This is a genomic window from uncultured Brachyspira sp. (genome assembly GCF_944390845.1).
In the GTDB taxonomy this organism is placed as follows: domain Bacteria; phylum Spirochaetota; class Brachyspiria; order Brachyspirales; family Brachyspiraceae; genus Brachyspira; species Brachyspira pulli.
This window is the reverse complement of sequence record NZ_CALXRM010000004.1, coordinates 46,444-61,761: the sequence shown is the minus strand read 5'-3', so window position 1 is coordinate 61,761 and position 15,318 is coordinate 46,444. Positions and strand designations below refer to the sequence as shown.

The following is a 15,318-nucleotide window of genomic DNA, read 5'->3' as shown; positions in this document are numbered from 1 at the left end:
TTATTAATAAAAAGGCTATGATAAAAATATTACCATAGCCCTTACTTATTATTAAAAAATTATATATTATTATTTATATGATTTCTGTAATATACTTAATACTTCTTCATCTGTGAAATTATGAGGATCGCATTCAAATAATCCGCCCATAGCAAATCTAGCATTTTTAGCTATAGCTGGTAAATCTTCTTTTTTCATACCATAATCTGAAAGTTTCAAATCATCAACTCCGCAAGCTTTTTGAAGTTCTACTAATGCATCAACAAAATCCATAGGTTTATCAGCATCTTTTTTACCTAAAGCTCTAGCCATATTTACCATCTTTTCATCACGAACTTTAGCATTAGCTATAGATGTGTAATATTCTTTACTTATTATAATAAGACCAGCACCATGCTCAAGTTTTGGATAATAAGCACTCATAGCATGTTCAATAGAATGCTCTACTGTACAGCTAGATACACTTTCAACTATACCAGATAAAGTATTAGCCATTGCAACTTCTTCTCTAGCTTTCATATCATTGCCGTTTTTAACAGCGTTAGCCAAGCTTTTACCTACAAGCTCTATAGCTTTTAAAGCAAATAAGTCGCTCATTTCACTAGCCATTTTATTAAGATAACCTTCTGTGCTGTGGAATAATGCATCGAAACCTTGATAAGCTGTAAGTTTTGGAGGAACTGTTTTCATAAGTTCAGGATCTACTATAGAAAGATATGGATAGCTTTTATCATAACCAAAACCTATTTTTTCATTTCCATTAGTAATAACAGTCCAAGGGTCTGCCTCAGTTCCTGTACCTGCTGTTGTTGTTATTGCAACTACTGGTAATGGATCATTTGGTATAGGCTGACCTTTTCCAGTACCGCCGAATATATAATCCCAATAATCGCCTTCATTTGTAGCCATTATAGCAATAGATTTTGAAGAGTCCATACTGCTTCCGCCGCCTATTCCTATAACAAAATCACAATTTTCTTTTTTAGCTAAAGCTGCACCTTCCATAACATGATCTTTTATAGGATTAGGAAGTATTTTATCAAATAAAACATGATTTATATTTGCTTTATCCAATTGTTCTTCTAATCTTTTCAAATAACCGTATTTTTTTACAGATGTACCGCCTGTAACTATTAATGCTTTTTTACCTGGTAATTTTTGCTGATGAAGTTTATCTAAAGAACCGCATCCGAATATTATTTTACTAGGCATATAAAAATTAAAATTCATATTACTACCCCTTAAATGAATACAAAATATATTATGTTTACTATTATACAATTCTATAAAATTTAAATCAAATTGATGTATATAGATTTATCAAAAATTAATATTAAATACAAATAAAAAGGCTCAAACTCTCTATTAAAGAATTCAAGCCTTTAAAACTTTCACTACAAATTAATACTATCTAGCCCCTGCATCTAAAAGAATTTTTATTATTTCATCAGAATATTCATTAGTATAGCTTCTTGATTCTAAAAACTGTAAAGCTGTTTTTCTATCATTATTTTCAACATTAGGATATTGAGCATTTAAAGCCTTTCCGATTTCTGCTATAGTGTTTTCGTCAGTCATACCTTTTCTCTGAAAGTTTAATTCTTTCATAGCTTTTTCCATTTGACTGTTTCTAGTGAGCACTGTATATACTTTTCTTTTGCTTAATTCATTTGCAAATATTGAAGATATTGTATCTCCTTCTTCTTCATTGACACTGGAAAATGGAAGAACTGCCACTTTAATTTTTTCCTGTGAAAATAAAAGATTTGAAAATATTAATAATATTATAAATACATATTTTTTATTCATTCTGTAGCTCCTGCATCTATTAAAAGTCTTACTATATCATTCTTTTTAGCAACTTTTAAAGGTTTCTTACCATATTTATCAGAATAATTTACATCTGCCCCATATTCTATTAATAATTTGACAATATCAGTATAACCTTCTTTGCAAGCCTCTATTAATGGAGTAGTTCCTAAAACAGATGTTCTAGTATCAATATCTATACCAGCATCAAGTAATAATCTTATAATAGTAATCACATTCTTATTGTTACTTTTATGTTCATCAGTTTCATAAATACTGTATTTGGAAATAGCTTTGTATAATAACTCATCTTTTCTATTGTGAATATTTATTTTATTTAATAAAAGTAATTTAACCATATCAACATTTGCTCTTTTTACAGCTGTTTCCAATATTGTAGTATCTGAAAATGAAGGTATTTCATTAACATCACATCCTTTTTCTATAAGCAGTCTAGCCATTTTTACATCATCTAAACCTACAGCATTATAAAGATAAAAATCTTTTTTATGCACATCAGCACCTGCATTAATAAGCATTAAAGCACCTTCCAAATTACCTGATAAAATTGCATAACTTAAAGCAGTATGTCCTACCATTTTTCTGCCGTTATATTCACTATATTTAGTATGTTTTTCTTCCAAATCTATATCAGCACCTGCAGCAATTAAAGCTCCTAGTATATCATTATATTTCATAGCAGCTACAATCATTAATGGTGTTACTCCAAACATATCATTATATGTATTACCATAAGTATAATATCCGCCTTTGAAATCTTCTGGAACCCAGGTACCTTTTTCTATACTGCCGCCTGTTGTATAAGTATTAACTCCTCTTATTACTAAAGATTCTATTTTATCAACATGTTTTTCACCTTCTCTCTTTCTTATAACTTTTTCCAAAGCATCTTTAGCTCCTGATGTAGGTTCTATTCTTTTAGTAGTATCTCCCAATATATCAGTGTCATAAATAGTAACCCCTCTAGTACCTGTAATTTCATTAACCATTTGAGGTACATACTGAAGTACATCTTCTATATTCTTAAAAGTTTTAGTATCCCCTGTTATATTCTCCAAAGTCTCTACATTAATCATACTAACTACTAATACACTGCTTCTTCCTAATTTAGCAATCTCGCCTGTCATAACATACTGAGCGTTTAAAGCTTTTCCTATTTCTGCTATAGTGTTTTCATCTGTTAAACCATTTCTCTGAAAGTTTAATTCTTTCATTACCTTTTCCATTCTGCTGTTTCTAGTTAGTACTGTATATACTTTTCTTTTGCTTAATTCATTGGCAAATATTGAAGATATTGTATCTCCTTCTTCTTCATTAACACTGGAAAATGGAAGAACTGCTACTTTGATTTTCTCCTGTGAGAATAGTAAACTTGATAATAATAATAAAATAAATAATATATATCTTTTCATAAAAATACCGTAAAACCTCAAAAAGTTCTTTATTTTTAATTAAATTCAATGAAATAGTATAAAAAATAAGGGATAATAAAAATATATTATCCCTTACGAATGATTGATTTATAATTTATTCTTCTTCTATATATTCATAAATCATATTATCCATAGCTTCTTTTACTCTGGATTTTGTTTCCTCATTCTCACCTGATATTGCTTTTTCTACTTCATTTTGCAATATTCTATCAATTACATTTTTATCTATTAAATAGAGAACATAGTATTCATATTCCTGCTGTCCTTTTTTAGTACCATCTTTATACTCTTTCAATATCCACCAATCATCTTCTTTTCTTAATCCAGCAATTTTTGCTTTAGATACAGATGTTGTTAATGTTTCCATAGTTCTTTGGAAATCCTCATCATTTCCATATTCAGAAGCAGCTGTATAATCAGCTATTGATTGAGATAAATATCTAGCTACTTCAGCAGAAGAATTTACTCTTTTTGCCCAGCTTTCTACAAAGTTTAAACTCTTTCCTCTTCCGCTAATTACAAAAGGCATTTTTCCAGCATAATCATTTTCTAATTGGCTAGTTCCTTTAAATAACCATTTAGGCTGTTTTGCTCTTTTTCCGCCTCTTTGATCAATTATATCATATTTGATTCTTTTTCTTTGAGCATATACGCTTTCAGATATAAATATTGCATTCAAAGCAAAAATGAATGCAAAAATAAGAAGAGATTTTGTTTTTAAGTTTTTCATTATAAACTCCTTATTTAATTTTTTAATTTTTCATCTAAAAAATCAGAAATTTGATTTGATAGATTTGCATTTATTTCTCTTACTATTTTATTCATAACAACACGCTTGGCATCTTTTTCTGAAGTACCTCCGTCTTTTCCTCTAAATTTAAAAGATGCTATTCTATCACCATTATAATCAAGCAATTCTAAAATAAGCGTATAATTCAAAATATACATGCCATAGCCTGTATCATTTCCATCAAATGTAAATTTATCCCTTATAATATATGAAGGATTAGAACTTATTTTAAATCCTAATTCGCTTATGGAATGTTCTATAGCAGATTCTATATTTGGTGTTATATCTACAGATTCAATAGAAAATGTTATTTTTCGTTTTATATCTTCTAATTTAATTTTTATATTATCCATTTTGAATTCATCATCTATGGTAATATTTTTTGAATTATCTATTATTGATAATTGGGATAAGAAATTATTATTTTTTTCAGAAAATATATATGCTATATACATAGCAGAATACTTATTTAATAAATCTTTTTCAATATCAGATTTATTTATATATGATTTAATGATATTTAAATTTTCTTTTATTTTTTTCTCTAAAAGTACAGAAGTTTCTTTTTTATTCAAAACAGCAATAGCATAATATATATCTCTTTTTTCATCATAATATTTTTCATCTATTTTTACATTAATTAAATTATGCTCTGCCTCAATTCTTGTATTATTATCTAATATTCTAGTTTCTTCAACACCAGAAGATGTTTCTATATATTTTTCATTAGCTCTGGTATCAACGGATATTTTCATGCCAAAAATATTTGCCAATGCACTATATGCACTATTTTCAGCTTCTTTTTCTGTTTTGCCATTGCCAACACCAACTTCATATATTTTTTTATTATATACATCATAAGGATTAAATATCCATTCTGGTTCTTTAGAAAATAATAAACTGCTAAACAACAATAATAATAAAATATATCTCATAAAAATTCTATTAAATATTTTAAAATTTATTAAAAATTCTATTAAAAATTTAATATAGAATTTTTAATATATCTAAATTATATATAATTAATAAAAAAAATCAATTAAAATATTAATATTTTAATATTTTTGTAAGTTTATTTATATATAAATATTAATACTTATTTTTATTTATATATAAATATAATAATGTGTAATAATATGTTTGAGATGTAAGAAGATAATTTTAATATCATTAAAATATGTATTGATATGAATAGAAAATGTATAATATAAAAAACCCCAAGTATTATTTATTAATACTTGGGGAAAAACTATGATTAGAATATATTAATTAAAAGTTAACATCGTTTCCGTAATAAGCTGCTTCTAATACTTTTTTCATATTAGCAACATCTGTTTCTCTTGGGTTAGAACCAGTACAAGGGTCAGCAACTGCGTTTTTAGCTATATCATCGCACTTTTGTTTGAAGTGATCTTCAGTTACGCCATTGTCTTTATAAGTTTGTTTGATGCCTAATTTAGTATTCAATTCTTTAACTTTGTTTACTAAAGCAGCTGTAAGTTCTGCATCAGTATTTCCAGAAAGTTTAAGCATTCTAGCTATATCAGCAAATCTGTCAGCACAAACTTTTGAGTTGTATTGAATAACGAAAGGAAGAAGTATAGCATTACATCTGCCATGAGTGATGTGGAATTCAGCACCTGTTTTGTGAGCTAAACTGTGTACTATACCAAGTAAAGCATTAGAGAATGCCATACCAGCTAAACATTGAGCAACATGAAGTTTTGCTCTTCCTTCTTTATCGCCTTTAACTGCTTTTTCTATGTTATGAACAATCATGTCAATTGCTTTCATAGCTAAAGCATCTGTAATATCAGTTCTAAGTCCAGCAACATAAGCTTCTATAGAGTGAGTAAGTGCATCCATACCAGTATCAGCAGAAACTGTTTCAGGCATTGTCATAGGAATAGAATAATCTAAGATAGCAATGTCTGGAGTAATTTCAAAGTCTGCTAATGGGTATTTGATGTTAGTAGAATAATCAGTTATAACTGAGAAAGCAGTAACTTCTGAAGCTGTACCGCTTGTAGAAGGTATAGCTGCAAATATAGCTTTTTGTCTAAGTTTAGGCATAGTGAAAGGAGTTTTGATATCATCAAATTTTTTCTCAGGATATTCATAGAAAACCCACATAGCTTTAGCAGCGTCAAGTGCAGAACCGCCGCCTAATGCAACTATAACATCAGGTTGGAATTCTCTCATATCTTCAGCACCTTTATAAACTGTTTCTATAGAAGGATCTGGTTCAACACCGTCAAATATTTTAACTTCTAAACCAGTATCTTTTAATATCTTTTCGCATTTATCAAGGAAGCCACCTCTTTTCATAGATGAACCGCCTGTAACAATTATAGCTTTTTTATGACCTTTTAAATTTTTTAACTCTTCCATAGCGTTATCGCCATAGTATAAATCTCTAGGAATTGTAAATCTTGACATAATTAATCTCCTAAAATATAGTTATATTGTTCTATATTATAACATTTATAAATAAGCTGTCAACATTATTATCATTAAATATACACATTTTTTAATAATTTTAATATATAAAATTATAATACATTTACTAAATATTTTATGATTATAATATATTTATTTTCACTATATATTTTTATCGATACTATGATAACAAAAATTATAAAGTATAAAAAATATAAATACTTAAAAAAATTTATATACAGATTATAAATTGTACTTATTACCTGAAAGTTTAATTTGAATATATAAGCAGTATTATCAATATTATTTTAACTGTGAAACAAATTTATAATATATTTATTAAGAATATTAAGATAATAAAAAATATATAGAAAATGTATTATATATTTTTTATTATCTATACAATGAAAATTAAAATATAAACAATTATTAACTTGATAACATTTATTTTAATAAATATTATCAATATATTATTATTAAATTAAATATTATATATTTTTAATATTTCATCAATCATAGAAGCTATTTTATCTTCATCGCCTATTTTTGAATTTCTTATTATATTTTGTAATTTTTCATCTTGAACAACAACAGCTATTAATGTCAATACATCGATAAATTCATCATTTGCATTTAAAGGTGAAAGTATTGAATAAGCTAAATCTACACTTTCATCAGTATTATAGTTTATAGGTTTTTTTAAAGATATAAGCATAACCTTTAAATCTTTGATAGATTCAATTCTTGCATGAGGTATAGCTACCAGATCAGCTATTACAGTATTTCCTGCTTTTTCTCTGTCATAAAGTCCATTTTTAACTTCTTCAATATCATTAGATATATTTAGCTCTATTGACTTATTAGAAATAAAATTAAATAATTCTTCTTTTGAAGAACATTCATTCTCCAAAAAAATACAGTTTTTTTCGATAAAACTCATAATGACTCCTAAATAAAAAAATAATACTATTAAAAAATAAATATAAAAAATATTTAATTAATCTCTGCTAAAGTTCTGATATATAAATTTGAATGGTATATATATCTTACCATTTTCTGCATATTCATTCCATAAACCTTGTGGAGGCGGTTTTAATTTCTTAGCATATTCAATAGCTTTTGAACATGAATTATCTAAGCTTGTTTGACCATTTTCAGATGTCTTTAAAAATTTCTCAAACTCTATATTTCCTTCTTCATCTATGGAAAGTAAAACCTCAACTTCATCTGTTCTTATAAGTCCAAGATAATGTGCCTGATTAGGTATAGTTAAATACCAAGAATCTCTCACAGAACCAACTAAAGAATAAAAATACCAAAAATATTCCTGAGCCTTTGTTCCTAACTGCATACTTCCTGTTTCACTGGAAAATACAACTGCTCTGTCTGCACCTTCTTCAAATGAAGCTGGAATTTTTGTATTGCCTTTAATACCAGGATTTTTTGGTTTATATGTTTCTACTTTATCCCTTGATAATTCTTTTCCCAATTCTTTTTTAGGCTGATTTTGAGTAGTATTATTATTAGGGTTAAGGTTTTGATTTGGTCTTCTTTCAACTATAGGACTATTTGCACCATCACCTAAGAAAGAAAAAACTGAAGTATCTGAAAAAACTTTTGAAGGCTTAACTTCTGTTTGGCCTTTAGACCTTAAAGTTTTATCTGAAGCAAAAGGAGTTTCTTCTTTGCTTTCTTCCTCCTCTACATCAGGAGTTTCAACCAAAAACATATAATCATCTTTTTTCAATTTTTCTTCGGCTTCCTGCTTAGCTTTCTCATAAGCAAAAACATCTTGCATTATAGATGTATTTATAAAGCTGAAAATAAATATATGCAGTATAAAGGATACTATAACAGAAAATATTATATCTTTTCTTTTAATTAATTTTTGTTTTAAGTTTTCAATTTTTTCTTTCATATACCATATAATTTTATAACAATTAATATATTTTACAATAGTAAATTTTTTATAAATTTATAACAAATAAAAATGAATAAAATAAAATACAAAAATATAAATTTATATTATACATTTTGCCTACACTATAGGTATTTATAGTGTAAAATCTATTATTGAAATTAATATATTGCTATAAATAAATTACAGTATTATTTTTAATAGGTATTAAATATATTGTGATAATAATATATTTAGTTTATATAAAATGTTTCATGTGAAACAAATTTAGTATCAAAATAAATTATATAGAAAATAATATATTTATAATAGAAGATTTTTATTTATTAGTTCTTTTTCCACCTCACAAATGTACTAATTATAATTTATATTATATTAGATATATTTACTATTTTATAATAAACTTTTAATTATAAATAATAGTATATTAAAAGAGTGTATATATTATAGACTATTTTTATAAGTCTAAAGAATATATTTAATTTATAATATTAAAGCTAATAACAGAAATATATCATAATCAATACATTAATGTTTTTCTGAAACTTAATTATATATAAATTGATTATATATTAAAGTTTTCACGTGAAACAAATTTAGTATAAAAGATAAGTTATATAGAAAGAATATATTTATAATAGAAGGTTTTTATTTATTAGTTCTTTTTCCACCTCACAAATGTACTGACTACAATTTATATTATATTGTATATATTTATTATTTTATATAAAAACTTTAATATCAGAAATAAGTATATTTATAATTTTTTAATTCCATTCAGCCATAACTATATACAAAATATAATTTACTATTTTATAATAAACATTTAATTATAAATAACAGTATATTAAAAGAATGTATATATTATAGACTATTTTTATAAGTCTAAAGAATATATTAATTGTTTCACGTGAAACTATTTAGTAATAAAAAATAAGTTATATAGAAAGAATATATTTATAATAGAAGGTTTTTAATTTATTAGTTCTTTTTCCTGCCGTAAAATGTACTAACTACAATTTATATATTCAATATATTTATTATTAATTTATAACTATAATAAATACATTTAATTTATACTAATATCATAAAACAGAATAAATATTTTAATACAACTATTTAATATTTCCATTAAACTTAATTAAATAAATCTATTCCTACCCTACTGACTCACAATTATATAAATATAAAAAGCATAAATAAAATATAAAAAATGTTTCATGTGAAACATTTTTATTTTATCCAATATTATTGTATTAATACAAACTTTAATATATAATAAAAATAAATAAAACTTGGAGTACTATTATTAAAAACAATAATAACAAAAAAACTATGAGTAATAATGATATTATAAAAAATGATGAAGAGTTTATAGAAGAAATTATAAACACTGATAATAATAAAAATGCTGTAGAAAACGGTGTCATTTATGTTGTTGCCACACCTATAGGTAATATAGAAGATATAACTATAAGAGCTTTAAAAATACTTAGAAATGTTGATTTTATATTAGCAGAAGATACAAGAGTTGCAATCAGACTTCTTAATTTCTACAAAATAAAAAAGACTCTATTCTCTTATCATAGCCATTCTTCTGAATATAGGATCAATGAATATATTAATGAAATATTGAATGGAAAATCTGCCGCTATTATAAGTGATGCCGGAACTCCTTGTATAAGCGATCCTGGAGTAAGCATTATAAAAATAGCTATAGAGAAAAATATAAGGATAGTTCCTGTTGGAGGTATATCAGCATTTACTTCCCTACTCTCTGTTTCAGGACTTTCAGGAAATACTTTGTTTGTAGGATTCTTATCAAATAAATCTGGAAAAAGAAAAAATCAATTAACAGATTTATACAACAATCAAAAAAGTATTATAGTTATATATGAATCAGTTTATAGGGTAAAAGAATGCCTAGAAGATATTGTTAACATATTCGGCGAAAAAACGGATATTGTTATCGGAAGAGAGCTGACCAAACAATTTGAACAAATTATAAGGGCTAATGCTAAAAATATTCTTGATTTTTTTACAGATGGTAGTATACTTACTAAAGGTGAATTTTGCATCATTATTGATAATAGAACATCTAAAGTATGCGAACCTAATGCCGAAAATAATCTTATGTAAGGAGTCAGATTATGACAATTGATAAAATAGGCGGCACATCAAATATACAACAAAAATCTAATATCAGATATAATGAAAAAGTTTCTAAAATGGGTTCAGATAGAATAGAAATTTCTAATGAATCAAGATTAGCTTTGCAAAATGAAAAATTAGTTAACATCATCAAGGAAGCTCCTGATGTTAGAGAAGAAAAAGTTGCAGAAGCTAAAAAAAGACTAGAGTTGTATATGCAAGATGGAGCCTTAAGAGAGGAAGTTCTAAACTCTCTTGCTAATTCTATTTTAGATTCTATGCCTTTAGATTAATATCCTTTATAATAGATTTGTAGGCATTTCTACTTTTTTCAAATAGTAAGTTATTAAGCTTACTATTTTTTTGTACCTCAAGTTATCATAAGCAAATAAATATTGTCACTATTTCGAAAACTTATTAACTAGCTCTACCCTATTCTTTACACCTGACTTTTCATATATATTGGCAACATGATTATTAACTGTATTTAATGATATATCTAATATTAAAGAAACTTCCTTATTAGTTTTACCATCTAATAAATAGGATAATATCTCTTTCTCTCTGCGTGTTAAGTTTATAGTCTCTTCAGTTTTTGAATTCATATCTTTCATATTATTAGATGCTTCATTTTCAACACTGCTGTTAGTTAATTGTATATCTGAATTCACAATTTTATTCTTGTTTTTTACTATACTAATAAAATACCAAGAAAAATATCCAAGCATAACAAGATTCCACCATATATAAAACAATACAAATGTTATATCCATAGAACCTATATTATATGACTCTTTTCTATATGAAATAAACTGATATATTAAAATCGGATATATTATTATAGTTATAAGCCCCAATATTTTTACTATGAATTTCATGGTTTTATCTTCTAACTTTTTATAATTAACAACTCCTATTATAAATAAAACTATTATTGAAAGATAGAATATAATATTACTAATTATATATATATCAAATACTGTAACTATACCTAATATACTAATAATAAAATGGCTTACTGATAATATAATATATATTATATTCTCTTTAAATGTCCATTTCATATTCAAAAATCTATATAAAAAAGCTGGTATAAAATAAAGCATTAATGACATAGCTATAGAAAAAGTAAAGAAGTACAAAGTATTAAATATATTATTTGACATAAAGGAAGGAATTGTCAAAAAAGTAAGAACCTTTACTGCCCTTATTAAAATCAAGAAAGCAAATGTAAACAAAAATACTATATAATATTTAAGCCAAGATACTCTTTCTATTATATAATAAATAATAGAAAAAAGTATGGAAGAAAAACCTATCATAAATGCCAATAAGTAGGCAATTAAAAGACTATAACCTAAAACAAAATTCATAACTTATTCTTAGCTGGGAAAATTATATTAATCCTTTCTTTATTTTTTAAAGATTCTATCCACATATTTCCATAATGTTTCTTTATGATATTATATGCTGTATATAAATATAAATTATTAAAATTCATATTATCATAAGATATTAATGGAGTTTTGAAAAGTTTCTTTTTTATATTCTGAGGTATTTCGTCAGAATCAAAAGTTATTGATATATCTATACATCTTTTATTTAATTCCAATTTCTTTTCTTTATATCTGCTTAAGAACCCTACCCTATTTATTAATAAAAAGTACTGATCATCATCATATTCGATAAGATCATAATTTATATCTACTTTACCATTAAACTTTACTATATTGTATATAAATGAAAATATATTCAAAAGACTGCTTTTGATTCTATTTCTATCCATCATTATGGTGCATTCATTAACTATTGAATTTTCTAATGTAAATTTAACTCTTTTAGATTTAAATAAGTCAATAGTATCATCTAAAACTTCATTAAAAATATTATTTATATTTTCTAAATTCATATTAAGTTTAAAAGAATTAGAACTTATCTCATTAAAATCATTAAGAGCTTCCATAGTCCTAGATATTAGAAATGTTTGTCTAACTATTGTATTTCTGGATTCATTACAATAGTTATTAGGACATCTTTCCAAATCTATATATTTAGATATAACGCTATTATAATTTTGCACATCATATATTAGATTTGATAATAAAAGTCTTAAATTATCATTCATATAAAAAGTTTTTTTCATAATAGGCTCATCATTAATAAACATAATATTTTAGAGTATTATAACATATAATAATTAAAAATGTCAATCAGTGAATAATTACGAATTCAAATTTTGAATTCATATTATAAATTTATAAATAGAATTTTATACAGTATATTTTTTAAAATTATCAACATTGTCAACAAGTTATTAACATAGGTTAAATAATTGAATTCATTCATTTTTTAGTATACGAATTCAAATTTTGAATTCCTGAGAAAGATTATAGTATTATAATAATATTATATATTTAAATTTTTAAATAAATTTTTTATTATTATTAAGGTGTTAATATGTTGATAACTTTTTGCATATAAGAAGAAACTCAAAAATTCAGCTTTATATGATGTTGATAACTTTGTTTATATCAACTGAAATATAAAACCTGAAAATTAACAAATTTACTATTGAAATTCAAATTTTTAACATTTTATAAATTTGTTATAAGTGTTAATAGATTTTTAACAGTTATCAACAATTTATTAACATTTTGATAAAAACTATATATTTATGTTAAAATAATTTTCAGTATATACCTAAACAATTATATTTTGTCAAAAATAATTTTTTTAAATTTTAAATATCTGCAGGGCTTTGCCCCGCACCCCACTTCTTTTGGTGCCCCAAAGAAGCTTATATCCTCGACAAGCTCGGATACGCTTCGCGAAGGGCTATATTTTAGCTTAAATTAATAGTTTATATTACATGTAAAACAATTTTAGTATGATTTAGTACTAATTTTATACCTTGCACTTTTTGCAACTTTGACGAAGTCCGCAGAGCGTGTGCGGCGGGAAAAAGTTGAATAAAAAAATGACAAACTTAAAAATTTTCAGTATATACTAAAAATTTAATGTTACTCCTCCCCTACCCTATTAAATTTATTCTTGATTAATTTTTATAATATTTTATTATTAGAAATAAATATTTATTAATAATAAGGATTAACTATGAATATATTTACTTTTACAAATAAAGGTTCTAATACAAAAATAAATACTGATACAATTCTTTTTAACGGAGAGTCAATATCAGGCAACCCTATTCTTATAAACGAGCAAAATAATTATTCCCATTTCATAAATGACATAGAAGGCACATCAATTGCTCTAGTAGCTGACGGACTTGGAGATACATTTGCTTCAAAATTATCTATAGACGTTTACAATGAGAATTTTTTAGATTTGCTCGAACTTGTTGGAGAGCAGGAAGTTACAAATTGGATAATGCATAACTTTGTAAAATTGGAAGTTGTAGCTGCAAGAGAATCAGCAGATGACAAAGATAAATCTATGGCAGGTGCATCTATTGCTGGAGTAATATGCCATAAATTTGTAGGTGCATTTGTATTTAATGCTGGAGATTCAAAAGTTTTCGCAGTAAATAAAAACAGAGCTATTCAAATAAGCAGAGATCATATTAACGGCAATGCTTTAGAAAATTGTGCTTGTGCCGGAGGCGGACATTATATAACTATTGAGGGAGCAAGAAGAAATAAAAATTATAATTATTTTATAGCAAGTAATTCTATGATTGATCTTTTATCAGAGAATTATGAGAGTGCAGAAGCCGGCATTAATGATATAATGAATTGTCAAAGTACTGAAGAAGCTTTGAATAAATTAAAAACGTTATCAGAAAACAGCAACGATAATGTAAGTGCTATAGGATTATTTAATATTTTTGAATAATATATTTTGTCAAAAATAATTTTTTAAATTTTAAATATCTGCAGGGCTTTGCCCACCGCTCTGCCTGCCGTAACAAGGCACCTACTCGGTAAAAGAACTGGGGTATTGCGTAAGCACGCAGAGCGGTGGGCAAAGCCCCAGATATCAAAACAAAAATATAACTTTACTTTTGACAAAATATAGTTGTTTAGGTATATACTGAAAATTTTTAAGCTTATCAAAAATTATTTTATTATTTGGAGTGATGATCACTCCCCTACTCTTTTTATATTGAAATTATTGTCTGCTGGATTTGTTCCTGCAGACATTTATTAAAATAAATTTTTTAAATTCGTTAAACAAAAAATAGAAAGTTTCGAGAATTCGCAAGTACAATATATTCTTTGGATTGATTTGTGAAAAAAGGCACTATAAGACAAATACCTATAATGGTTGTATTGAATATAATCACTTGCGGTTGGTATTATATTTATTGGGTATATCAAACTTCATCTGAAATAAAAAAGTTTACTGAAAGAGATGACCTTAACCCTACCCTAGAAATTTTACTTGGAGTAGTTACAGGAGGATTGTATTTTAAATATTGGTATTATAAATACGGAAATATTGTTTATAAAGAAATGCCTTTAAAAGTTGGTATGAATAATACTGAAAATAAAACCATGATGCTTGTACTTATAGATTTGGCAGTTGCATTTATTTATTTCTTTAATTTGATACTCAATATTATTATTTTATTAATTGCATTAAATGATCCTCCTATAAACACAGAGGATTTGATTTTTTTTGTTAGAGTTTTACCTACTAGTTTTATTTTTATAGTAAATATTTCATCATTGATAATGCAGGATAAGCTTAATAATATTTGGAAACAAGAAGACAAAAGCAGATTAAAATATTAA

Annotated in this window: 14 protein-coding genes; 4 read left to right on the top strand and 10 right to left on the bottom strand. The window is 25.4% G+C overall.

The window, feature by feature from the left end:
- Window positions 1–69 precede the first annotated feature (69 nt).
- The 8 genes from Q0K52_RS01550 to Q0K52_RS01515 form a co-directional block, all read right to left on the bottom strand.
- On the bottom strand, window positions 70–1,230 hold the full coding sequence (locus tag Q0K52_RS01550; RefSeq protein ID WP_297295758.1) for an iron-containing alcohol dehydrogenase: 1,161 nt from the start codon (window positions 1,228–1,230) through the stop codon (window positions 70–72).
- Window positions 1,231–1,407: 177 nt separating this feature from the next.
- A complete protein-coding gene (locus Q0K52_RS01545) occupies window positions 1,408–1,809 on the bottom strand; it encodes a CsgG/HfaB family protein (protein WP_297295756.1) in 402 nt (133 codons plus the stop codon).
- The gene (locus Q0K52_RS01540; RefSeq protein ID WP_297295754.1) at window positions 1,806–3,242 is read right to left on the bottom strand and encodes an ankyrin repeat domain-containing protein; all 1,437 of its coding nucleotides are present in this window, start codon (window positions 3,240–3,242) and stop codon (window positions 1,806–1,808) included. Before Q0K52_RS01540 ends, Q0K52_RS01545 begins: the two co-directional genes overlap by 4 nt.
- Window positions 3,243–3,357: 115 nt before the next feature.
- Complete coding sequence (locus Q0K52_RS01535) at window positions 3,358–3,993, bottom strand: hypothetical protein (protein ID WP_297295751.1); 636 nt, start codon at window positions 3,991–3,993, stop codon at window positions 3,358–3,360.
- 14 nt (window positions 3,994–4,007) lie between these two features.
- Window positions 4,008–4,988, bottom strand: coding sequence for a hypothetical protein (locus Q0K52_RS01530; RefSeq protein WP_297295741.1), 981 nt, complete (start codon window positions 4,986–4,988; stop codon window positions 4,008–4,010).
- Between the two features lie 334 nt (window positions 4,989–5,322).
- Window positions 5,323–6,492 (bottom strand): iron-containing alcohol dehydrogenase, encoded by a 1,170-nt coding sequence (locus Q0K52_RS01525; RefSeq protein WP_297295739.1) that lies wholly within the window; start codon window positions 6,490–6,492, stop codon window positions 5,323–5,325.
- Between the two features lie 481 nt (window positions 6,493–6,973).
- Window positions 6,974–7,432 carry a PTS sugar transporter subunit IIA gene (locus Q0K52_RS01520; RefSeq protein ID WP_297295736.1) on the bottom strand — a complete coding sequence of 153 codons (459 nt, stop codon included), beginning with the start codon at window positions 7,430–7,432 and terminating at the stop codon, window positions 6,974–6,976.
- A gap of 57 nt (window positions 7,433–7,489) precedes the next feature.
- Window positions 7,490–8,410, bottom strand: coding sequence for an energy transducer TonB (locus tag Q0K52_RS01515; RefSeq protein ID WP_297295734.1), 921 nt, complete (start codon window positions 8,408–8,410; stop codon window positions 7,490–7,492).
- Between the two features lie 1,335 nt (window positions 8,411–9,745).
- Here Q0K52_RS01515 and rsmI point away from each other — a divergent pair.
- Window positions 9,746–10,549, top strand: a complete 804-nt coding sequence (gene rsmI / locus Q0K52_RS01510; RefSeq protein ID WP_297295733.1) for a 16S rRNA (cytidine(1402)-2'-O)-methyltransferase — start codon at window positions 9,746–9,748, stop codon at window positions 10,547–10,549.
- 11 nt (window positions 10,550–10,560) lie between these two features.
- Window positions 10,561–10,854, top strand: a complete 294-nt coding sequence (locus Q0K52_RS01505; RefSeq protein ID WP_297295731.1) for a flagellar biosynthesis anti-sigma factor FlgM — start codon at window positions 10,561–10,563, stop codon at window positions 10,852–10,854.
- A 108-nt stretch (window positions 10,855–10,962) separates the two neighbouring features.
- Here the strand turns inward: Q0K52_RS01505 and Q0K52_RS01500 are convergent, their stop codons facing one another.
- Window positions 10,963–11,934 carry a helix-turn-helix transcriptional regulator gene (locus Q0K52_RS01500; protein ID WP_297295729.1) on the bottom strand — a complete coding sequence of 324 codons (972 nt, stop codon included), beginning with the start codon at window positions 11,932–11,934 and terminating at the stop codon, window positions 10,963–10,965.
- Entirely contained in the window at window positions 11,931–12,704 is a 774-nt protein-coding gene (locus tag Q0K52_RS01495; RefSeq protein WP_297295727.1) for a sensor histidine kinase, read from the bottom strand. Before Q0K52_RS01495 ends, Q0K52_RS01500 begins: the two co-directional genes overlap by 4 nt.
- Before the next feature lie 971 nt (window positions 12,705–13,675).
- Between Q0K52_RS01495 and Q0K52_RS01490 the strand changes: the two genes are divergently transcribed.
- Both Q0K52_RS01490 and Q0K52_RS01485 read left to right on the top strand, forming a co-directional pair.
- A complete protein-coding gene (locus Q0K52_RS01490; RefSeq protein WP_297295725.1) occupies window positions 13,676–14,416 on the top strand; it encodes a serine/threonine protein phosphatase in 741 nt (246 codons plus the stop codon).
- A 395-nt stretch (window positions 14,417–14,811) separates the two neighbouring features.
- Window positions 14,812–15,318 carry a DUF4234 domain-containing protein gene (locus tag Q0K52_RS01485; protein WP_297295724.1) on the top strand — a complete coding sequence of 169 codons (507 nt, stop codon included), beginning with the start codon at window positions 14,812–14,814 and terminating at the stop codon, window positions 15,316–15,318.